Origin of the sequence: Methylophaga sp. UBA678 (assembly GCF_002299105.1) — a bacterium.
GTDB classification, from domain to species: Bacteria; Pseudomonadota; Gammaproteobacteria; order Nitrosococcales; family Methylophagaceae; genus Methylophaga; species Methylophaga marina.
Genome location: NZ_DBNG01000008.1, coordinates 140,224 through 161,153, shown reverse-complemented (window position 1 = coordinate 161,153; position 20,930 = coordinate 140,224). Strand labels below are relative to the sequence as shown.

Annotated in this window: 20 protein-coding genes and 1 riboswitch; of the genes, 14 read left to right on the top strand and 6 right to left on the bottom strand. The window is 41.7% G+C overall.

The annotated features are described in order from the left end of the window. Nucleotides 1-133: 133 nt before the first annotated feature. The 5 genes from B3014_RS04600 (at nt 134) to B3014_RS04580 (ending at nt 3,563) form a co-directional block, all read left to right on the top strand. Nucleotides 134-406, top strand: a complete 273-nt coding sequence (locus tag B3014_RS04600) for a hypothetical protein (protein WP_289244669.1) — start codon at nt 134-136, stop codon at nt 404-406. A gap of 129 nt (nt 407-535) precedes the next feature. Next, nucleotides 536-1,033, top strand: a complete 498-nt coding sequence (locus tag B3014_RS04595; RefSeq protein WP_289244670.1) for a hypothetical protein — start codon at nt 536-538, stop codon at nt 1,031-1,033. A gap of 112 nt (nt 1,034-1,145) precedes the next feature. Then, nucleotides 1,146-1,706, top strand: coding sequence for a WG repeat-containing protein (locus B3014_RS04590; RefSeq protein ID WP_289244671.1), 561 nt, complete (start codon nt 1,146-1,148; stop codon nt 1,704-1,706). Between the two features lie 277 nt (nt 1,707-1,983). After that, nucleotides 1,984-3,009, top strand: a complete 1,026-nt coding sequence (locus tag B3014_RS04585; protein WP_289244672.1) for a sodium:calcium antiporter — start codon at nt 1,984-1,986, stop codon at nt 3,007-3,009. A 116-nt stretch (nt 3,010-3,125) separates the two neighbouring features. After that, nucleotides 3,126-3,563 (top strand): hypothetical protein, encoded by a 438-nt coding sequence (locus B3014_RS04580; protein WP_289286913.1) that lies wholly within the window; start codon nt 3,126-3,128, stop codon nt 3,561-3,563. A gap of 48 nt (nt 3,564-3,611) precedes the next feature. Here B3014_RS04580 and B3014_RS04575 read toward each other — a convergent pair whose 3' ends face one another. The 3 genes from B3014_RS04575 to B3014_RS04565 all read right to left on the bottom strand — a co-directional run bounded on the left by B3014_RS04575 (nt 3,612) and on the right by B3014_RS04565 (nt 6,297). Next, nucleotides 3,612-4,361, bottom strand: coding sequence for a hypothetical protein (locus tag B3014_RS04575; RefSeq protein ID WP_289244674.1), 750 nt, complete (start codon nt 4,359-4,361; stop codon nt 3,612-3,614). A 64-nt stretch (nt 4,362-4,425) separates the two neighbouring features. Further along, nucleotides 4,426-5,295 carry an HD domain-containing protein gene (locus tag B3014_RS04570; RefSeq protein WP_289244675.1) on the bottom strand — a complete coding sequence of 290 codons (870 nt, stop codon included), beginning with the start codon at nt 5,293-5,295 and terminating at the stop codon, nt 4,426-4,428. Between the two features lie 45 nt (nt 5,296-5,340). Further along, entirely contained in the window at nt 5,341-6,297 is a 957-nt protein-coding gene (locus B3014_RS04565) for a hypothetical protein (RefSeq protein WP_289244676.1), read from the bottom strand. 400 nt (nt 6,298-6,697) lie between these two features. Here B3014_RS04565 and B3014_RS04560 point away from each other — a divergent pair, with 400 nt between their 5' ends. From B3014_RS04560 to B3014_RS04545, 4 genes are all read left to right on the top strand, one after another. Further along, on the top strand, nt 6,698-7,453 hold the full coding sequence (locus B3014_RS04560; protein WP_289244677.1) for a hypothetical protein: 756 nt from the start codon (nt 6,698-6,700) through the stop codon (nt 7,451-7,453). A 162-nt stretch (nt 7,454-7,615) separates the two neighbouring features. Beyond that, nucleotides 7,616-8,836 carry a peptide antibiotic transporter SbmA gene (sbmA, locus tag B3014_RS04555; RefSeq protein WP_289244678.1) on the top strand — a complete coding sequence of 407 codons (1,221 nt, stop codon included), beginning with the start codon at nt 7,616-7,618 and terminating at the stop codon, nt 8,834-8,836. 220 nt (nt 8,837-9,056) lie between these two features. Beyond that, nucleotides 9,057-10,904 (top strand): lytic transglycosylase domain-containing protein, encoded by a 1,848-nt coding sequence (locus B3014_RS04550; protein ID WP_289244679.1) that lies wholly within the window; start codon nt 9,057-9,059, stop codon nt 10,902-10,904. A gap of 204 nt (nt 10,905-11,108) precedes the next feature. Next, nucleotides 11,109-11,191, top strand: a riboswitch (cyclic di-GMP riboswitch). 17 nt (nt 11,192-11,208) lie between these two features. Further along, nucleotides 11,209-11,871, top strand: a complete 663-nt coding sequence (locus tag B3014_RS04545) for a VPLPA-CTERM sorting domain-containing protein (protein WP_289286912.1) — start codon at nt 11,209-11,211, stop codon at nt 11,869-11,871. A 74-nt stretch (nt 11,872-11,945) separates the two neighbouring features. Here B3014_RS04545 and B3014_RS04540 read toward each other — a convergent pair whose 3' ends face one another. After that, nucleotides 11,946-12,503 (bottom strand): type 1 glutamine amidotransferase domain-containing protein, encoded by a 558-nt coding sequence (locus B3014_RS04540; RefSeq protein WP_289244681.1) that lies wholly within the window; start codon nt 12,501-12,503, stop codon nt 11,946-11,948. Between the two features lie 355 nt (nt 12,504-12,858). On the opposite strand from B3014_RS04540, the gene cysC reads away from it, so the two are divergent. Next, complete coding sequence (gene cysC, locus B3014_RS04535; protein WP_289244682.1) at nt 12,859-13,584, top strand: adenylyl-sulfate kinase; 726 nt, start codon at nt 12,859-12,861, stop codon at nt 13,582-13,584. Nucleotides 13,585-13,649: 65 nt separating this feature from the next. On the opposite strand, the gene B3014_RS04530 is transcribed toward cysC, so the two are convergent. Both B3014_RS04530 and B3014_RS04525 read right to left on the bottom strand, forming a co-directional pair. Further along, nucleotides 13,650-14,375 carry an alpha/beta fold hydrolase gene (locus tag B3014_RS04530; protein ID WP_289244789.1) on the bottom strand — a complete coding sequence of 242 codons (726 nt, stop codon included), beginning with the start codon at nt 14,373-14,375 and terminating at the stop codon, nt 13,650-13,652. Nucleotides 14,376-14,387: 12 nt separating this feature from the next. Continuing rightward, nucleotides 14,388-14,525 (bottom strand): alpha/beta fold hydrolase, encoded by a 138-nt coding sequence (locus tag B3014_RS04525; protein WP_289244683.1) that lies wholly within the window; start codon nt 14,523-14,525, stop codon nt 14,388-14,390. Between the two features lie 139 nt (nt 14,526-14,664). On the opposite strand from B3014_RS04525, the gene B3014_RS04520 reads away from it, so the two are divergent. From B3014_RS04520 to B3014_RS04505, 4 genes are all read left to right on the top strand, one after another. Further along, nucleotides 14,665-15,249, top strand: coding sequence for a CGNR zinc finger domain-containing protein (locus B3014_RS04520; RefSeq protein WP_289244684.1), 585 nt, complete (start codon nt 14,665-14,667; stop codon nt 15,247-15,249). 627 nt (nt 15,250-15,876) lie between these two features. Further along, a complete protein-coding gene (locus B3014_RS04515; protein WP_289244685.1) occupies nt 15,877-18,588 on the top strand; it encodes an autotransporter outer membrane beta-barrel domain-containing protein in 2,712 nt (903 codons plus the stop codon). Nucleotides 18,589-18,674: 86 nt separating this feature from the next. Next, nucleotides 18,675-19,190: a superoxide dismutase [Cu-Zn] SodC gene (sodC, locus tag B3014_RS04510; protein ID WP_289244686.1), complete on the top strand. Its 516-nt coding sequence runs from the start codon at nt 18,675-18,677 to the stop codon at nt 19,188-19,190. 207 nt (nt 19,191-19,397) lie between these two features. Next, on the top strand, nt 19,398-20,828 hold the full coding sequence (locus tag B3014_RS04505) for a sensor domain-containing diguanylate cyclase (protein WP_289244687.1): 1,431 nt from the start codon (nt 19,398-19,400) through the stop codon (nt 20,826-20,828). Nucleotides 20,829-20,930: the final 102 nt, after the last annotated feature.

Here is a 20,930-nt window from a genome sequence, read left to right as displayed (position 1 = left end):
ATAATTTTTGTGGGGATCGTACAGGGTCAGAGTGTTTGATTTTAAATAAAGAGATTAAATTAATTCGATAGTTATTCAAGCAGGATCGCTCATGACTCGCATACAAAGTGTTATTTTTAATTAAAGAAAGAAGATGGTTGGAATGGAAGCGACAATCAAAACTCTTGCAATAATTTCAATTATCCCTAGCCTGTTATGGCTGTTGATTACTATGCACGTTTTGCACTTTTCTGAATTAAATAGAGAGGCTTTTAAAGGCTTTTTTCAGTTCTGGCCATTCTACGATGAAATGAAAACCAACTATCCTGTTAGTAGTAAATGGGCAAGAACTCTTACTTATACTAGCGTTGTTCTTGCCTTACCTTGGTTTTTATTAAGTATCTATAATCTATGCCAAAAAACATAACAAGGCGCTCAAGAAAACTCCGACCACAAAAAGCGTGAAATCAAGAGGACACTCAACTTGATCTAAGCGCTCCAACGAGCCCGTGAACTGGGCTTTATATATCAAATAGTCAACAATAAGGATGTTGAAATGTTCAAATTTATTAAATCTCTATTTTTCTTTATGTTACTACTGGGTGCAGTAAACAACTTTTTGATATTCATAGGCCAAATTCCGGATGAAAAGGCAGTCACGGGTGATGAGTTACCAGATTCAGCAAAGCTAGCGCTTATCGAATCAGGAATTATTTCTGAAGATGAGAAAATTGAATACTATTATTCTGAAGGTATTTTATCGTTTGTAGATTATGGAAATCTATTCACTGATATTAGGGTTATATCATATGAGGTAGATCAAGAGTCCGACTCGCGCTATGTGTATTACGCACATTATGGTGATATCTCTGATATTAAATTCAACAAGTCAGACAGTCTATTGGATGATTCGGTAATCGAAGTATATGAAAACGGAGATTTAAGTTTTTTTTTAGTAGTATCGAATAAGGGCAATCTCGATGAGGCTTTCTATAAAAAGTTAGTCCAAGTTTGGAAATCTAAAAAAGAAGAATCAAGGTGGCTGCGAACTTGATTTAGGATGATATTGCTGGTGATAAAAGGCGGGTTAACTATTTATTCATAATCAAGCCCAAGCCATGCAGCAGAACATTGACGTACCCAGAAATTGAGGCGTTACAAGGTTTATGAAAAGAGTCATCTCAATATTCATCATGATTTTTATTGGCTCAGTGCAGGCCGAAGATTTTGGAACTTGTGGTTATGTTCCAAAGAAGACTGAGCAATATCATTATCCAGAATGGAAAGTGTTTGATCGCTGTGCTTCATATGACTTTGGGGTGCTGCGAATATCACAAGAGCATAGAAAGAGACTTCATTTTGGAACTGACGACTTGGCTGTATTTTTTACTTCTGGTCAGTATTTCTACGTGAAATCGGATGGTAGATTTCTTCCTGTCATGTTTTATGATAACGGCGCTGACTATTTTCGAGAAGGATTAACTCGCTCCCGGAAAAACGGGAAAATCGAATTCTATGACAAGCATTTTGAGTTGGTACTTTCGACTGGCTATGATTGGGCGTGGCCGTTTCATGACGGTTTGGCTCTTGTCTGTAAGGGTTGTGTTCTGACTCCAATGGAACATGGCCACAAAGCACTCGAAGGTGGCTTATGGGGCTACATAAACAAGAAGGGAGAGGAAGTGGTACCGGTCAAATACAAGTCTTCTGATCTTCCTCGCCAGTAAAATTTTTAAGAAAAATCCTGTTGGTCATTTATTATGTGGATAGGGAGCGCCGTCCAGCCATATATTCAACCTCTTCATTGGTAGGGCTAACAAAAAAGGCGTTTAGCCTGCATACTAATAGAAACGGTATATATCAAAGATGCTGACTGATCCTTAAAAATCAATAAGTAAACTAATCGCTTAATCAAGTATTCATCATTTCACACAATAAGCTAATGCTCATATGAGGTGCGAAAAGTGCGAAATAAAGCAATCACATTAACAGGCTTTTTCTCTCATGATTGATTTGTTCGTGGGATGGCCTGCCGCTACCTACATTAGCTTCGCTATTTGTACCGTTATTATTTTATTTGCTGGTGTGCGTATCACTCGGTTAGCTGATGCCTTGGGAAAACGTACTGGGATAGGATCTGCCTTATTTGGTGCCGTGCTTTTGGGCGGTACCACTTCACTACCGGGCATCATCACGTCAGTGAGCACAGCTTGGCAAGGTTATGCGGATCTTGCTGTCAGTAATGCGGTGGGCGGCATTGCTGCACAAACGACCTTTTTAATATTCGCTGATATGATTTACCGCCGTGCTAACTTGGAGCACGCAGCGGCCTCACTTGAAAATTTAGTTCAATGCACTTTGTTGATTGCTCTGCTGTCGATTGCCTTGGTGGGGCTAACCGGCCCTGAAGTCACTTTGTTTGCCATTCATCCTGTGTCTATCATTTTATTGTTGGCTTACGGTTTTGGTTTACGCCTAATTTCCGATACTCAACATCAACCACTTTGGTTTGCTTCGAACACCAAAGAAACCAAGCCAGAAAGTGAGATATCCATCCCAGAAGGTAAGTTATCTACTTTATGGTGGAAATTTAGTGGCTATGCTGTGGCTATTGCTTTTGCTGGTTATGGCATAGGTGAGACCGGTATTGCCATCGCCAAAATCACAGGGCTTTCCGAGACAGTGGTTGGGACGCTATTCACTTCTGTTGCGACGTCACTACCTGAATTAGTGACGGTTTTGTTTGCTGTGCGGATGGGGGCGCTTACATTAGCTGTTGGCGATATTATTGGCGGAAACAGTTTCGATGTGTTGTTTTTAGCCTTTTCTGACTTTGCTTATCAAGATGGCTCAATCTATCACGCCACAACACAAGACACGGCATTCATTCTGACCATTAATTTATTGATGAGTACGGTTTTGCTGCTAGGTTTATTGCGTAGGAAGCGAAATGGTATTGGCAATATTGGCTTTGAAGGCTTTATGGTGCTAATACTGTATGCATTGGCCGTTGTTGTGGTGACCAGCTAAGCGCATATGAAAAATACTATGCAGTTGAATGATGAGGTGAGTCTATGAAAAGGATGATTGTATTAGCGCTGTTACTGTGTCCGGTCATCTCATTGGCGGCACCAGAGGAAGCCTTAATGTCTATACTTGAAGCCTCACCGGAAAACCTTCAAGCATCATCAGAAACTCAAAATGCATTAGAGACGCTTAAACAACAAGGCATCATCAATAATGAACCTGATATTGTTGCCGATTACAATCATATCTACATCACCAACAAGCCGCTGCCGGTATTGGGTGGGGTGTTGTTGGCTTTAGATCATGAGTATCTTGAAGATTGGATAGGGTGCTGTGTCAATCCTGGCATGGCTTTGGTTCTGCAGGTGCAGAAGGATAGGGATGACACAACTGCGTTAGCGTCGTTTGCTAAGGAAAACCATTGCAAAGTGATACCTTTTGAGCAGTCTTTCATGACAAAGGACTTAAAAGAGGCTGCCTTTGACCATATCAAAAAAGACGATATTTTGGTGATTTCTTGTAAACTAAGTGATAGAAATTATGAGTCTAGGGAGTAGGTTAGAAACCTATCAACTGACTTAGGATTTACTGACTAGCTCCAGACTTTATGGTTCATTGATATAAGGCAACTGCTCTTGTAGTTCCTTTAATTCTTTTCTGTGTTCATATAAATCGTCAAGCTCTGAGTCTAATTGCTTAATCTGTACTAGTAGTTGTTCTAAATATTGTGATTTAGACATCGTGTGACGACCTTCTTTCAGATAGGTGTCCAGATGGTTTTGTAATTCTTCAACGGTATTAATGAATGCCCCATTGTTTTTCTCAGCAGGGTTATGATCATTGACTAACAAGATAATGTCATTCACTGAAACGGGGACATTGATTTTCTTGAATTGACCATCAGCGATTTTTATTGAAGCTGGCTTTTGGTTCTTGGGATCATAGATAACGGGTATGATTTTGTTGATTCTGGCACCATATAATTCTGCGTAGCCTGGTTGTTGTGGATTTTTGCTACCAGTCATGGCCTTTTTAGCAAAGTTGTGAACCTGTTTAATATGCATCGTGGTGTTTTTGTCCGGCCAACTTTCGTTTTTAGCGTCAACAATGACGGCGATATGAATACCCGCCTTTTGCTTTTTGAGATGTTCATCGTACATTCTCCAGAAAGTCTGGTAATCCAGCGGTTTTTTTAGCACGGGGATTGGTAGAAATTGTCCCTCACGTGCCTTTGCTTTAATCTCTTCAGGTTCAACTTCAAATGTCAGTTCTTTTGGTTCAGCTAGCACCTTCGGACCGAAACTGACAACAAAGACCGCTATTAATGAGTACATCACATGGGCTGATTTTTTCATTTAGTTTCCTTTAATTAAGCTTGAGGATACATTCATTTATCCGTTCCTTTTTCACTGAATCTTCTTAATCTGAGTTGTCTAGGTGTGACTGAAGTATTTCAATGGCTTTTGAATAGCGCTTGGAAAGTGAGGCTGCTTTTTCAGGGGGGAGGGATTTAAGTCTTTCAGGATCTGTGTTGTCGAGCAGGTCACACAGTTTGACTTGGATTGCACCTAATGGGCCCGTCTTGGCCAGCAGTTGAATGCGTTGTTTATACGTTAGCCCATCGTCAGCTTGTTTGGTAACAGCCTCGACAATGTGGATTGTCTTGTCCGAATAACCTCGCTCTCGTAGTTCCTGAGAAGTGATGCCACAGTCCTCTATCACATCATGTAGCAGGGCGGCATGACGCACATCTTCATCTGCATCTGGAAACAGTTTTTGTAATCGCATATGTACACGTAGAGGATGTTGTACATAGGGCTGCCCAGCTTTATCTGTTTGTTTGGAATGGAGCTTGATAATCCATGTTTTTATATTATGGATTGACCGCTCAATCTGCCATGATGCCCATTGTTCATCGCTGACATTGTCGTCATTGAAAATATCGTAAACGCCCAAGCTGTACATTTGCTCAGCTAAATTTGCATGCAATTCATCGTCAACATCAGGAAGGGCCTTACCGTCTGTATCTGTAATACAATTAGTGATCAGGAAAAGCTGATCTCTATAGATATCCTCATGCGGAGGAGCCCCCCAGACATGATCCATCATTTCACTTAATGACTGAAGCTTATCAAGCCGCTGTTCTTCCGGGCCAGGGATACGATATAGTAATTCGGTGTTTCGATAATTGTTAGCACAGTATCGAACAATCGCTTTGATTGCCTCCCATTCACGGGTAGACGCATCAATGGTGGCGAACGCATATTCTGTTCGGGTGATGGAAATCATAGCTGTTTTGCAACTGAGTAATCTGTTTTATAAGCTTGAGTCATCTTATTGTTGTTCTTTTTGTTTCATGACTTCCTGGTAGCCTTCCTTCACTTTTTTATCGCCTTGTAAGGCTTTCTCCCAGGCCATTTCTTCAAAAGATTTAGCTTGTTTTCTAAATTGTTTGAAGTCTTCCATGCATTGAGCAGCTTTTGCTAAGCTCGATTTGGAGCCTGAGGGATCACTGTACTGCGAGTGCGCATTTTTTAGAGATGTAAAGGCTTGTTTATACTCAGTTAATGCGGAATTGAAATAAGCTATCGCGTCTTCATTCAAGTTGAGTGCTTCAAAAAATATTGGGTTTGCTGTGTTGGCAAAGAACTGTCTGTAATCTTCACGTCGTTGCAATGCAGTTTGCAGTGGCTTTTCGATTTTTTGAATAGCAACTTTTACTGCTTTCATAAGCGTTTCGACGCCCGTTATCAATGACCGATTAGTATTGTTGTGGTTTTCTTGTTCAAAAGCATATGATCCTTTATTGGCGTCCTTCCAATTTCTATAGGCCAGATCTTTAGTCAGTTTTACTTGGCCTTGATCATCTATATTGAAACCTAATCTGTCAGGGTTGATACGCTCATCAGCAATGCCACCTTGCTTAGGCCTAAATCTAAAATCTATCACCTGTTTGTTATACAAGGCAGCATGAGGAAACTTCGGACATATTTTTTTGATTTCAGGAATGATGGTTTGCTGTAAGTAAGTAGCAGGGTTAGAAGTCAGAACCGACTGTCTGACTGCTTTATTGTCGTACTCAACGACTACTCTGACATAAGGATGGGAGCACCATTGACTGCCTGATGAGTAAAAGGAAGACATGGTGGTGAATCCTTTGCCTTCATGCAAAATGAAGTCATTCAAATCGTTATAGTAACGCTCACTTTTATCCTGTGCGCTCACCTGACCACAACACATTAAAAGAGCTAGCAATACCAAGATAGGTACATCTGATCGATTTTGCTTCATAAAAGAATCCTTTTTTATTTTAGCTAATGGTGTGGTGACAAGATTAAGTCAATGCATTCATTTTAATGGTAAGTGAGAAATGTGCAAATTCATATAAATCATAAGGTTACGGTTTAGTGCATATTTCTGGCTGGCCCGGCACTGACAGTACTGTTAGGTGTAGGCCTGAACCATTATGTTTATCAGTAATGACACTGTAAGCAAAAGTGTTATAGATTGATGGCAAATAGGCTGTTACTTATTTGTAAGATTCAATATGAATGAGGCAGATTGCTCACCTAATCTGCTCGCTCAACTGCCCTCAACACTCAGTTAATCAAATACGTTTAATCTAATGGATATGGAAGGATGACACCATTCTTATGATGTTAACTGCGAATAAATAATAGAGGAATATGTGATGTTGAAACTGTTATTACCGGTCGTGCTTTTTTCTTTAAGTTCGGTGAATACTCATGCTAGCGATATACGAAAAGAAAATCTTGGCAATGTTGAAGGTGTGATGGCTACCGCTCACGGGTATTGGAAAGGTGATCAAATCTTCTTCAGGCACGACGAAAGTTTATACAAAATAATGCTTTCAGCTTATACCAACACCGGGGCCTTTGACGCGGATATGCCATTGCAAGTGAATATGTCAGGGAAAAAAAATACTTTATGCTCTACTTATTTTCTCGACAAGGACTATTCGTATGATGAAATGAAGGCGTTTGCTGAACAGTATTCGAGATCAAAGGTCAGGCTGCTTAATGTCCATCAAGTCTATTTAAACAATAAACGGTTGCACTGTACCTTTACTGATTTTGACGTGCTGGCGACGCGACAGGAACTGGCTGAGCAACGAGAAAAAGAGAAGCAAAAAGTCATTCAGGAAAGAGAGGGCTTTAGCTTTGAAGGTGATTTGGACGTGCAAGTGCCTTATCTTACGCTCAGATTTAAAGGGGTCAACACGCCTCGTGTTCTAGATGGCGAAATAACAACTGAAACACTACATCATTATTGCGGTAATACCATTCCCTACACACAAGCCATGAAAAAAGAGCAATTGCTTGAGATTAGACAGGGCCTGAAACAATCTGGTGGTAAGGCAAAGCTAAATAAGCTAAAAATTTCGAGTGGGAAATGCACGGTGGAAGAGGTTGTTCCTGTAGGCTAGTACGAACACAAAATGACGTTTTTCTGCTACCGCTGTTCTTGTATGGATGCAGTGATAAGCACAAATAGGGATATTATTCGATAACATCTCGGTCGAAAATGTCTTTTGCTGGGTTCAAGCCCGATATAATTAACTGTTAATTTTATTTAAGGATTTACCTCTGTGTTTCGTTCCTTTTTCCCTCAGCCTAAACTGTTCTTTCTATCAGCACTTATCTGGACAGCCATTGTGGTGGCCTTTTGGTATTTATTAGGTGACGATATCGGGCGTTGGTTAGGATTTAATTTGCCGGATGGTGAGACCGAGCCCGTTATCGGCGTCGGTTTTTTTGTGACACCCCAGTTCCTTTGGTTTTACTGTTATTACCTGTTTGTCTCTGCTGTCTTTGCTTTGTTCTGGTTCACTTATTCACCGCATCGCTGGCAGTGGTGGTCAGTTGTCGGTTCCCAGCTGATTCTGTTTACAACTTACTTTTCAGTTCAGGTCATGGTTGCCATTAATGAGTGGCGACGTCCGTTTTTTGATGCCGTGCAAAATGCACTGAGTAAGGAGGGGAGTGTCACCTCAGACCTTTTATATGGACTGATTATAGATTTCGCTTCAATCGCTTTTGTCGCCATTATTGTGCTGGTGATGACAAACTTCTTCGTCAAACATTATGTGTTTCGTTGGCGCACAGCGATGAATAATTATTATGTGTCTCGTTGGGAAGAAGTGAGAAATATCGAAGGTGCTTCGCAACGTATCCAGGAAGACACCATGCGCTTTGCCTCCATTGTTGAGGACTTGGGTGTCAAAATCATTGAATCAGTGATGACATTGTTTGCTTTCTTACCCGTATTATTTGCCTTGTCGAAATATGTCACTGAGTTTCCATTGATTGGTCAAATACCGGCCCCTTTATTTAATGCGGCGCTAGCCTGGTCAATTTTCGGTACTTTGGTAGTGGCTATTGCTGGTGCTAAGTTGCCTGGTCTTTATTTCAAAAACCAGCGTGTGGAGGCGGCCTATCGTAAGGAGCTGGTTTATGGTGAAGACAATGCTGATCGTGCTCAACCACCGACACTGAGAGAGTTATTCGGTAACGTCAGGAAAAACTATTTCCGTCTTTACTTTCACTATTGCTATTTCGATATTTTCCGCTACAGCTATCTGCAGGCCGATAATATTTTTGTCTATGTGATCTTGATACCAACCATTGCCGCCGGAGCCATCACATTTGGTCTCTTGCAACAAATCCTGACGGCATTCGGGCAGGTCTCAAGCTCATTTCAATACTTAGTCAATTCTTGGGCGACGATCGTTGAGCTGCAATCCATCCATAAACGTCTGGCTGGATTTGAGGCGACATTTGAGGGACGGAAGATGCCAGAATTAGCGTGATTCATTACTGGAGAATGCGGTTAAGAGACGTTTTGCGTTTGATCTGTAACGGTTAACGAGATAGCTCTGATGCCTAGCTTTTGATATGCGATTTTTATATTGAATTTAAACGATAAAATTCATATCCGTTATGAAAAAAGAACGGCATAATATGGCAAACCAAATTCTGGTTCAGGCATTGACTGACAAGTCATGACGCATTTAATCATTGGAATATCAGATGATACGCATTGGGTGGTTGCTTTGCATTTTATACAGTTCGAGCGCATTGGCTGCGGGCGAAGTTGAAATCCCGCTCCTGGCTGAAACCAGTCACCTTCAAACGGCGATAAGTCGCGTCCTTGAATTTGATGAGAATGGCAAAGCGACACTCGGGCAAGATCCATGCAATCGCATTGATTTATCCGATATCAAGGTGGCTACAGAGGATGACAACCTGTCGGTTGACATGGCTGTAGTAGCAACCACCGGAGTCCGAGTATTTGGTTCCTGCCGAGGGTTAACACCATGGCAAGGGCGTCTGGCATTAAAATTGATGCCTCAAGTGACCGAGTCTGGCCTTGCAATAGAGTTTATTCCCACATCGATTGAATTGTCTCGTCCCAATAATAGCCCCGGTATTCTAAGCAAACCTGTACAGGTGATTACGGATGCCTTGGTGCTGCCACGAATGAAAACAGTGAAAATTGATCTGGGTGGGCCGCTTAATGAGTTGGATGGTTTAATAGAACAGTTACTAGGGCCAAATAGCACACAAAGCGTTGAGCAATCCTTGGTGCAACGCACGCATATTTCACGTCTCCAGACAGAAGAAACAGGTTTAAAAGCATGGATCGCTTTTCAGGTTCGAGCATCTGACCCGAGCCTTAAACATTCTGAGTCTGTTTTGAATGCCGATGAAGCCGCACAATGGCAAACGCTTGAAGATGAATTCGATGGCTTCTTGACTACAATTATTTCAGTACTGGCTGAGTCAACCGACTCTCATGTGTTAAGAATGGAATTGCTCGCCATTTTGCTGGATGCAAGGTATGCGATTGCTGAGGCGCTGACAACCGATAACCCCGAGTCTGATCCTGTTCGTGAGTTATTTTTAACCACGTGGGAACGCTTACGCCCACTGATGAGTGAGCTTGAAGGAATGGATACGCCAGGCTTGGAAGTCGATTACAAACTAGCTGCGTTTATTGCTGGTGGTGACGCGCTTCGTGCACTAGATGCACTTGGACCTGAATATGGTCTGGAAATTACTCGGGATGGCCTACGTAGACTTGCTCGCTTGTTACTGGCTGGAACTGCACCACCGCGATTTACGCCATTGCCGTTGGAAGTGGATGAAGATTTTCGTGACCTGTTCGGTTTTGATACTGGAAAGAAGTCTGCAGCCACCACCATAGAAGTGACACAAAGTCTCGTTGAGACGGTGAGTTTATTAGGTAGCTGGTTAATGCCAGTCGCCCATGCTGCAACCATCTCACCTGCTGAAGCCTTAAAAGGCATGGTGCCACAGCGCGACAACCTTGATGATTATCTCGATTTGGTTGCCAGCTTATTGCAAGAACAATCTAAGTCATGGTTGGCGAATAATAAAAAGATGCCTGCCAGACTGACAGAGCGACTCGACCCGCTTGTTCGGGCGACAGCATGGAAAGAGTCCTGTTGGCGTCAGTTTTCTGGTTCGACTAAAAATCCCCAAGTATTGCGTTCGGCAGTGGGGGCGGTGGGTATGATGCAGATCAATGGTCGGGTGTGGCGTAAGGTTTACGATCTCGACCGCCTGGTTGATGAAGTGGACTACAACGTGAATGCCGGTATTGATATTTTGACACACTACATGATTGATTACGCCATCCGCCGTGGCGAGCACGAACAACCCGGTGGTGATGATAATTTGATAAAAGCAAGTTATGCCGCCTACAACGGTGGTCCAAGTCAGTTGGCACGCTACCGAAGTGAAAACACCCCCGCCAGATTACGTTCTATCGATAATACATTCTGGAGTTACTACACCAGCTTCAGTTCGGGCCAACTACCTGATATTTCAAGCTGTTATGTGGTCGGTAACTAACGGCAAGATAACTTCAGGTTTTTCTATACTTTGTCTCAGAAATAATAACTGTCTCTATTAAATAAAATCAGAATAAATAGATTCTATTCTTGAAGGTATGCACTTTTATCTCAGGTGCAGTTGTAAATTGTACTTAAGTACAATAGTGCACAATTAAATCTCCTGATATTTTTATTTTGCCTACCGTTTGGGCAAATATAACATTTAAATAACGGCCAAACTTGATGTGAGTCAGGGACGGAAAGCCTACAGCTGTGCAAAAAATGTATCAGGGCTGGGTTGCACTATCAGGAATGTGTTTACCATGAAAGCAAAGCATCTCTTATCCGGCCTTCTTGCACTGGGCCTCTCTCATGCCGTTTCAGCTGGCACAATCATCGGTGCAAAATCAGTTACATCAAAAACACAGTCTTCTGTGAATAATAATCCTTACACAACGATTAACCAATCTGGACTTCATGCCACATACACAAGCGGCACGACAGATTTTGATTCGTTTACAGCGACAACAAAACACTCATACCTAGCTCATCAGAAAGAATGGTTTTCAAAAAGTGGCAACAAGACAGACACGCTCATCTACGATCTTGGTGCACTTTATTCTGTAGATAAAATTGCAATTTGGAATGAAGAATCGATTGGTACGAAAACCGTCTCCATTTCATATGCCACTGATTCACTTTTTTCAGATGAAGTCTCGTTGGGGACTTTTTCTTTGACAAAAAATCTGCTCAATCAAGACTATCTTGCCGATGTTTTGTCGTTTAACTTTGTTACGGCTCAATTTTTTAAGTTTGATGTAACCGGTAATTCAGTCTTCATGACATCTCTGGGTGAAGTGGCTTTTTCAAATTTAGAAAGTGGAGCGCCTGGCGTTTCTGAAGTACCTATCCCTGCAGCAGCTTTCTTGTTTGGCCCAGCAATATTAGGCATGGTCGGTTTACGTCGTAAGAGTAAACAAGCCTAAGCTATACACAAAAAAGCCCCGCTGAAATCAGCAGGGCTTTTTTCTATTTTCAACGAGATCAGCATTTAGCCATACTAATGCTTACCTTCAGCAAACTCTTCAATAGCTTTGCTACAGAATGCATCCAGGTCATCGGGTTTTCTACTAGTCACAAGACCATTATCGACTACCACTTCTTCATCTAGCCAAGTGCCTCCAGCATTTTGAATATCCGTTTTTAAACTTGGCCAAGAGGTAAGCGTCTTACCTTTAAGAATATCGGCTTCTACCAATGTCCAAGGCGCATGGCATATGGCAGCAACTGGTTTGTGTAGACTGAAAAAATCACGGATAAAATTGACAACATTTGAGTCAGTTCGAAGTGCATCCGGGTTGGCGACACCTCCAGGTAATACCAGTCCATCATAATCACTGGCTGATACCTCAGAGATAGCTTTGTCGACACCAAAAGCATCCGCTTTGTCGAGATGATTGTAGCCCTGAACTTTCCCTGCTTTGAGTGCAATGAGTTCCGAGTCAGCGCCTGCGAGTTTGATTTGCTCCCAAGGCGTAGTCAATTCGATCTGTTCAAAACCATCGGTCACGAGAAACGCAATTTTTTTGCCTTGCAGAGTGGTGGTTGTATTTTGCATAACTTATCCTCCTTATCTAGTTGGGTACTAAATGTGTTTAAAGTTCATGCATAGAATCGAATTTTTCAGATTAAAAATGTGAACGATTTAAAACCAAGTAATTTTCTTGGCGTGTTGACTGACATATTCGATAGAACGATTATTTATCCATGATGTATGGTTATCATGCTTTGTTTGAGTTTTAATTAATCGCGACAGAGCATGGATCTTCAATATGAAGTCAAATTTAAGTATTCAAATCATTTATAAAATTGAGATGATAATGCTGTGTTTCTCTATAACGAAGTGATGAAATAATCAGGTGAAAACTAACTTCAGATATTAGACATAAAATTAAAGTAGGGAAGCAATCAGAATGTTCAAAGAGACCAACACTCGATCAATTATTAAAGGTGTAACTTGGCGCCTTGTGGCAACGACGACGACAGTGATTATCGTTTATGTATTTTTTGGTCGGCTCGATCTGGCTATTGTGGCTGGGTTGCTCGAAAGTGTATTGAAAATTGCACTTTACTGGGGCCATGAACGAGTATGGCACAAAGTCAAATGGGGGAAAAAGCGTATTGAACCATTTAATCTTTGGTTTACAGGTTTACCCGCCTCAGGGAAAACAGTTATCGCAGATGCTGTTTACGCTGAATTAGAAAAAATGCAAATACCCATCGAACGAATAGACTCCAAAGATATTCGTGATCTGATTCCTAACATCGGCTTTTCAAGAGAAGAACGTAACAGACATCTAAGTAGAGTGGGGCACTTAATCAAAACGTTACAAAATAATTCCATCTCCACTGTCGCTTCTTTTATTAGTCCCTATAAAGAATCACGTAAAGCATTAAGAAATATGGTGAAAAATAACATTGTTGTTTATGTGAAAACGGATATTGAAACCTGTAAAAAAAGAGATACAACCGGAAGTTATGAAAGAGCACTTCAAGGTGAGTTGAAAAATTTTACGGGCATCAGTGATGTGTACGAAGAACCGGAACATGCTGAAATTGTGATTGAGACAGAGAAGCTGAGTATAGAAGAATCAGCACAAGTCATTACTAACTATATTAAAAAGCACTATATGAAATAACTTATGCACAAATAAAGCTACAAAAAAAGCCGCTAGAAAAAACTAGCGGCTTTTGTATATCAGAACTATTCGTCACCGATAACTTCACGAATACGTTGAGCGATGTAGCTAACATGGGTTTCCAGAGCAAAATGGCCGGTCTCTAGTAACTCGACCACGGCATTTGGATTATCTCGCTTATAAGCCTCTGCACCGGGTGGGATATAGAAAGGATCGTGTTTACCCCAGATAATCAGTGATGGAATTTGAGTGTCTCGAAAGAACTGCTGAAACTTGGGATAGATTTTCAGGTTATTTTGATAGTCAAGAAACAGGTCTAACTGAATCTCTTTATTGCCTGCACGTTCAAATAAAAATGTATCCAGATAATAAGCTTCCGGTGCTAACAACTCCTCATTTTCTACTCCATGAGCATACTGCCAGCGCGTACCTTCCAGATTAAGAATAGCATCATGAATCACCTGACGATTTTCTGCATTTGGTTCATCCCAATATGCTTGAACAGGTGCCCAGGCATCACCTAGACCTTCCATATAAGCATTACCATTTTGTGAGATAAAGCCGGTTACACGTTCCGGATAAGCTAATGCCAGACGCAGACCAGCAGGGGCACCATAGTCAAATACGTAGATGGCGTATTTATCCAGCTTCAGCGTATCAACAAATTTCACCAATGTGTCGCCCAAGCTATCAAAGTTATAAGTGTAGTGGCGAGTAGCAGGCACCTCAGTAAAGCCAAAGCCAGGTAAATCAGGCGCAATAATATGGAACTTATCAGCTAACAAGGGAATGAGTTCACGGAATTAATGTGATGAACTTGGAAAACCATGTAGCAATAACAGTGTGGGTAATTTGTCATCACCGGCTTCACGGTAAAACAACCTCACACCATCAGTCTCTACAAATTTATAACGAATAGGATGATGTCTGTTTTTAGTCATTCTTCTCTCCTTTATTATGTGACTTCTAAAATGTAACTTTTCAGGTTACATGTGCAGTGCAGTATGTGAGTTTTCATGTAACTAGTAAATCGTGGTTTTAATGGTTACAATATTATGTGAATAAACTGAGTGAGAAGGTATGACCAACGCTAGAAATATAACCAGAAAGCCTATTGTTATTGCTGATCATCCTGTATTGGATATGTTGAATACAGTGGCTATCGTGAATAAACAGCAGGACGATTTTTGGCAAACGGATGAAGATGTTATTTATTGGTTGGAAACTGTAGCGAATATTAAGCTCACTTCACATAAAACGTTTAAGCAAGGCGAGTTACTCAAGACTGCAAGATTATTAAGAGAAGTCATTCGTAAGCTGGTGGTAAAAAAGAAAGGGGATTCGCTAGACAGTATTAAGTCTTTAGAACCTTTTCTTGATGCATCGCTGAGCTGGGTCCGTCTGCAAAAAAATGCGGAAGGGCAATGGCAGCAACACCGTTGTTATAAGCAGGATACGGTCGAACAAGTTTTTGCTCCGATAACAGAAGCAGCCGCTGCACTATTAGCAGAGGTAGATTTTAATCTGGTCAGAGTCTGTGAACACGAGGAGTGCATACTGTGGTTTTTAGATCGCACCAAAACACATAAAAGACGCTGGTGCAGTATGGCGCTTTGTGGCAACAGACATAAAGTGGCTAAATACAGAAAGCAAAAAGTCCAATAAATCTTACAATCATGGCTGGCAGAGTCCACGTAACTCAAATGGTTACAAGAGACTTTTGTCAGTTATTCTCTCCAATATTTCAAAATTCCACTTTTTTCAAAAATCATACTTTTGGCTGATAGTTTTTAATGCCAAATTTCTTTATGCTCCATCTGCTAATGAGTTTGTTAATTAAAGATTGCCAAACATCATGTGAATCAAAGCGGAAATCTTCAGGAGCAATGCCCACATGAGCTGGATTACACAGGTAAATCGGATATGAGAAATGCATAGACACTTTCTACTTTATCCCTATTTACTAGGTTCTTAAGGCGATCGTTACTAGCTCTTCCCGGCCCAACATACAAAATCAATCAGTCTAGTTTTGCCAAATAGAGGGTATGCATGTGACAAAAGAAAGTTATTTTTATCTGTAGTTAATTGATTAATAAAGATAATAAATAAACTGGAAGCCAAAAAATATTGAGTGTGACCTTACCAGCACATGAAGACACCTTATAATTACAAACCACGTTTAAAAATAAATTAAGAAATAAGATGAAATCACCGAACCAAATATTCACAAAATCGCCTCGTAGAAAACTAAAATCACTGACCAAAACTATATTGCCGTTGATATATTTTGGAATGAGCCAGTATGCCATCGCAGACACGCTTTATTGGGATGGAACAGACACCACTAGTGGCAATGGTTCACCCATCGGAGGTTCGGGAAATTGGAATACGTCTACCAACTGGACTAGTGATGCTTCGGGCACAACTAACCAAGCTTGGGGGGATGGTGATAATGCGGTGTTTGGTGGCACAGGCGGTACAGTAACGTTGGATTCCGCTCAGTCTGTTGGAGACATTACATTTTCTACGGATGGCTACAGATTAACTCGTGCTCCGAATACTCCGGTTTCATTTGCTAATGCTGTCAATTCATACACTGTTACCAACGCTGGGGATACTGCGACCATTGAGGCCGTCGTGGGTATGTCTGGCGGTATATCTCCAAACGCATTAACCAAACTTGGCGATGGCAAGCTAATAATGGCGGGGCCTCAAAACTACTCGGGTATTACTACCATTTCAGCGGGAATACTAGAACTACGCGGTTCTACACACCGTGGCAATATCATTAACAACAGCATATATATATCAAATTTGGGGGCAGGTGCCACCTCAAACTATACCGACGTTATGAGTGGTAGTGGCGCTTTGGTTAAAACAGGCAACGGAACTCTAGTTTTAATGAATGCCAACACTTATACCGGCACCACCACCATCAACAATGGCGTCATAAATGCAGCAAACGCATCAGCGCTGGGCAACAGCAGTGCTGTTACAGTAGCAGGTGGGAAACTTAGACTAAGCAGCAATTTAAATATTGGATCCCTTGCTGGCACAGGCAACACAGACCTAAATACCAACACGCTGACGACCGGTGAAGACAACAGTTCAACAATCTACTCAGGCGTGCTATCAGGTACAGGCGGAGTAACAAAAGATGGGACTGGCACGTTCACCTTATCTGGCAACAACACCTACAGCGGCGGCACCACTATTTCTGATGGGACATTACAGGTCGGTAATGGCGGTACATCAGGCTCGCTAGGTAGTGGGGATGTGACCAACAACAGCGCTCTGATCTTTAACCGCTCCGATGATTCGAGTTATGTCGGTGTGATCAGTGGTACCGGTGCTGTGACTCAAAACGGCACCGGCAACTTTAACCTCACCGGAACCAATACCTACACCGGCGCGACTACAGTCAACGCAGGTATCCTGTCAGTGAATGGCTCAATCAGTAATTCCACGACTACCGTGAATAGCGGCGGAACGTTAGGTGGTACAGGTACTGTGGGTGATGTCTTTATCAATGGCGGTACGTTTGCTCCCGGTAATTCCATCGGCACCATCAATGTGTCGGGCAATGTGGATTTTAGTGGTGGCGGTAACTACGATGTAGAAGTGGATGCAGCAGGGAATAGCGATAAAATCGTTGCAACAGGCAGTGCGACGTTAACCGGCGGTGTCGTCAATGTGAAAGCGGCACCAGGTACCTATGCGTATGCCACAGACTATACTATTTTCACCGCCAGCGGCGGACTGGGTGGTACAACCTTTGATAGTGTGAATGCCAATCTGGCCTTTTTAACGCCGACCTTGAGTTATGATGCCAATAATGTGTTTCTTAAGTTGACTCGCAATAGTACTAACTTTAGTGATGTGGCCAGCACGCGTAACCAACGAGCAGTGGCAATGGCTATTGATAATAACACTAGCCAGTTAAGTGATTTAGTAAGTCAGATCACGCCCTTATCCAGTTTAGCTGCAAGACAAGCCTTTGATAGTTTGAGTGGTGTTCAGCACAGCAATAACCAACTGATCACCCGTTCCGTAACTTCACAATTTAATCAATTATTACTCAATCATGGCAGTCAAAGTGGGTCTGGCTCACTGGCCTTTAATAATCAGTTCAACGTTAGTGGGATGAATTCTGGTTCAGCGTCCGGCCTGCCACAACAACGAGGGTGGTGGGCACAGGGCTTTGGCAGCTTTAACGACATTGATGATACCCATAATGCACGCGGTGCTGATTATCAAACCACTGGCTTGGCAATGGGGTTCGATGTCGATTGGAATGATTTTGTGATAGGTGTTGCAGGCAGTTATGCCCGCACGGATGTTGATCCTTATTCAGGTAACAGCAGTATCGACTCATACCAAGCCGCCACTTATGGTAGTTGGCAACAGGATCAGCGTTACGTTAATGCTAGCCTTGGCTTTGGGTTGCATAAAATGGATGCTTCACGCACGGTTACCATGGGCTCTTCGGTCAGTACGGCTAAAGCCGACTACGATAGTTTTGACGTCAATGCCACGATTGAGGCGGGTAAGGACTTTGCACTCAACGCAGACACCGCTTTCACACCATTTGCCGGTGTTTCTTATCTGCACAGCACACGAGATAGTTTTAATGAGAAGGGGGCAGGTGCAGCCAACCTGAGTGTAGATAAAGAAACCGGCGAGAGCTTGTTGACCTCTATTGGTGTGCGTTTAAGCCACGATATCCACATGGCGGATAAACGGATTCTTACCCCTTTTGCCAGTATCGCCTATGTACATGAACATATGGATAATGTTTCAACACTGAATGCTAATTTTAAAAATATATCTGGATCAAACTTTTCTATCGATGGTCCGGAGCTAGATAATAATCGCTTACAGTTAGCTCTCGGGGTTACCGGGCAACTGACGGGAAGCACGTCTTTGAATGTCGGTTACACAGGCGAGTTTGCAGACTCTCATCAGAATAACGCCTTATCAGCCACGTTGGATATTGCCTTCTAATGTTATGTTGACTCAATGCTATTGGAACATCTCCTGACAATGACAGTCCAGAATAGTGAGTTGTTATAACCACAAAAGGAGATGGTATGAAACTTAAAACGGCTTTTCTGACGTCATTGTTACTGACATCAACGGCTTTTGCTGCAGATGATATTACGGTTGATATGACTAACCTGAAAACTGGTGAAAGTGTCGGCACAGTGACTATCAGCAGTCATCCTTACGGAACTGTGTTTACACCCAATTTAAAAAATATACCTACAGGTATTCATGGTTTCCATGTGCACGAGATAGCTTCTTGTGATGCCAAGAAAAAAGACGGTGAGTTAGTCCCTGGCGGTGCTGCAGGTAGTCATTATGATCCATCTAACACTGGCAAGCATGCTGAACCATGGAGTTTTGCAGGTCACAAAGGCGATTTACCGGTTTTATATGCTGATGAAAATGGCAATGCGACATTACCGGTATTATCGCCAAAACTTAAACTAAAAGAATTACATAATCGTTCATTGATGATTCATGAAAACGGTGATAATTACTCCGATAATCCCAAGCCTTTAGGCGGCGGTGGCGCTCGTCTGGTATGTGGTGTTATCCACTAAACATCTAATAGGAACCCGCAATTAAGCGGGTTCTTTTTATCCATATAAAACATAGTTTACCGCTCGATGGTGATGTCGTTTGGTATAACTCTCGTTGTCTCTTTCACTTTTAACATAGCAATTTTACTATGCCACTCAACACCAAGTTGTGAGCAAGTAATGTATGTAGTTGATATAGTAAATAAATAAGACATTAACGAGGTTTTCATGAGTAATCATCAAATCAATATTATGTTGAAATACATGAGAGCCAGTATGTATAGCTTATTCATACTATTATTTTTTCTGGGTAGTTACTTTCTCTATTTGATGGTGCAGTCATTTCATCACTTAAATGACAATGCGATTTCATCATCCCGAACTGTTTCCGACAGTGTTTTTTACAATGAGCGTGAAAGTTTAGGAAAAGTGGTTTATGACTACAGCTTCTGGAATGATGCGGCTGAGGCGCTTTCTGGTGTTGATGATGCATCATATTACGAAGATAACTTTGATAGTGATTATTTATTCAATACCTTTACTATTAACCAAGTCATCATCTATGAACACGACGGCAATCTAAAAGACAGTATCGTAAACGGCGTAAGAGAGGAGCTTAGTAGCTCGGTTTATACTGAGCCTGCTTTTGCACGGATGTTTGATCAAGCCATACAAACCGATTACGAATCGCCTGAGCCTATCACGTCGTATATCAGTATTTCTGGTCAAATTCATGTTATCGCTGCATCAGTCATTGTGGCAGATAAACAAACAGACCAACTCAAAACAGGTGAGCTTTATGGTGTCTTAATGATGACTCGCAAGTTAGATCAGGCTCTCCTGACAAAATGGGATAAACAGTTTCATCTACATGACCTCACTATCCAAGCCACCAATAGCTCATTGAAAAAAAACTATATCGCTAAAGATATTAAAGATATCGATGGGAATGTTATTGGCCATGCTACATGGAAGCCTCACCAGCCAGGAAAGCAGTATATCACTGAGATATTGCCTATTACGGGTGTCATCGTTTTGTGTGTGATTATTATCCTGATTGTATTTTCTACCTTCATGAATAAATACATCAGGCACACCAGGCTGGCTGCCCAGCAGCTTGAAAATAACCGGGATGAGTTACGGAAATTGGCTCATTATGATTCAGTCACTAACTTACCTAATCGGTTGTTAGGTATGGACCGGCTTGAACAGGCGATTCTGGCTTCATCACGCTATGACAGCTACACAGCATTATTGTTTATTGATCTTGATGGGTTTAAAGAGGTTAATGATACACAGGGACATGATGTCGGGGATCAATTGTTATATGAAATCGGTAAACGCTTGTTGTCTTGTGTAAGAGAAGGGATTGATACTGTTTCTCGTTTGGGTGGTGATGAATTTATCGTGACCCTCACACAGTTACAAAGTAAATCAGATGCCATCAATGTGGCTGAGGATATTCTGGCGTTAATTCAGAAAGAGTTATTTATTGGTGATGTGACCCTTGCCATCTCAGCCAGCATTGGTGTGGTTATCAGCCAGGGGAATAGTCTTGATGCCAAACAAATGATTAAAACTGCTGATATCGCGATGTATAAGGCTAAATTGGCTGGAAAAAATCAATTTGTCGTGTTTGAAGAGAATAATCACAGTTGAAACAGTGATAGAGTCTTAATTCAATAAACTAAAAAACACAATTGAAAAGAGGCCTTTTCAGTCACGTTTTAAAGACTGTCTTATTATGTGATAGTCATCATT

What these genes read in the sequence shown, in the direction of transcription:
- B3014_RS04600 (WP_289244669.1), top strand. Translation starts at nt 134, where the DNA reads ATGGTTGGAATGGAAGCGACAATCAAAACTCTTGCAATAATTTCAATT.
- B3014_RS04595 (WP_289244670.1), top strand. Translation starts at nt 536, where the DNA reads ATGTTCAAATTTATTAAATCTCTATTTTTCTTTATGTTACTACTGGGT.
- B3014_RS04590 (WP_289244671.1), top strand. Translation starts at nt 1,146, where the DNA reads ATGAAAAGAGTCATCTCAATATTCATCATGATTTTTATTGGCTCAGTG.
- B3014_RS04585 (WP_289244672.1), top strand. Translation starts at nt 1,984, where the DNA reads ATGATTGATTTGTTCGTGGGATGGCCTGCCGCTACCTACATTAGCTTC.
- B3014_RS04580 (WP_289286913.1), top strand. Translation starts at nt 3,126, where the DNA reads ATGTCTATACTTGAAGCCTCACCGGAAAACCTTCAAGCATCATCAGAA.
- B3014_RS04575 (WP_289244674.1), bottom strand. Translation starts at nt 4,361, where the DNA reads ATGAAAAAATCAGCCCATGTGATGTACTCATTAATAGCGGTCTTTGTT.
- B3014_RS04570 (WP_289244675.1), bottom strand. Translation starts at nt 5,295, where the DNA reads ATGATTTCCATCACCCGAACAGAATATGCGTTCGCCACCATTGATGCG.
- B3014_RS04565 (WP_289244676.1), bottom strand. Translation starts at nt 6,297, where the DNA reads ATGAAGCAAAATCGATCAGATGTACCTATCTTGGTATTGCTAGCTCTT.
- B3014_RS04560 (WP_289244677.1), top strand. Translation starts at nt 6,698, where the DNA reads ATGTTGAAACTGTTATTACCGGTCGTGCTTTTTTCTTTAAGTTCGGTG.
- B3014_RS04550 (WP_289244679.1), top strand. Translation starts at nt 9,057, where the DNA reads ATGATACGCATTGGGTGGTTGCTTTGCATTTTATACAGTTCGAGCGCA.
- B3014_RS04545 (WP_289286912.1), top strand. Translation starts at nt 11,209, where the DNA reads ATGAAAGCAAAGCATCTCTTATCCGGCCTTCTTGCACTGGGCCTCTCT.
- B3014_RS04540 (WP_289244681.1), bottom strand. Translation starts at nt 12,503, where the DNA reads ATGCAAAATACAACCACCACTCTGCAAGGCAAAAAAATTGCGTTTCTC.
- cysC (WP_289244682.1), top strand. Translation starts at nt 12,859, where the DNA reads ATGTTCAAAGAGACCAACACTCGATCAATTATTAAAGGTGTAACTTGG.
- B3014_RS04525 (WP_289244683.1), bottom strand. Translation starts at nt 14,525, where the DNA reads ATGACTAAAAACAGACATCATCCTATTCGTTATAAATTTGTAGAGACT.
- B3014_RS04520 (WP_289244684.1), top strand. Translation starts at nt 14,665, where the DNA reads ATGACCAACGCTAGAAATATAACCAGAAAGCCTATTGTTATTGCTGAT.
- B3014_RS04515 (WP_289244685.1), top strand. Translation starts at nt 15,877, where the DNA reads ATGAGCCAGTATGCCATCGCAGACACGCTTTATTGGGATGGAACAGAC.
- sodC (WP_289244686.1), top strand. Translation starts at nt 18,675, where the DNA reads ATGAAACTTAAAACGGCTTTTCTGACGTCATTGTTACTGACATCAACG.
- B3014_RS04505 (WP_289244687.1), top strand. Translation starts at nt 19,398, where the DNA reads ATGAGTAATCATCAAATCAATATTATGTTGAAATACATGAGAGCCAGT.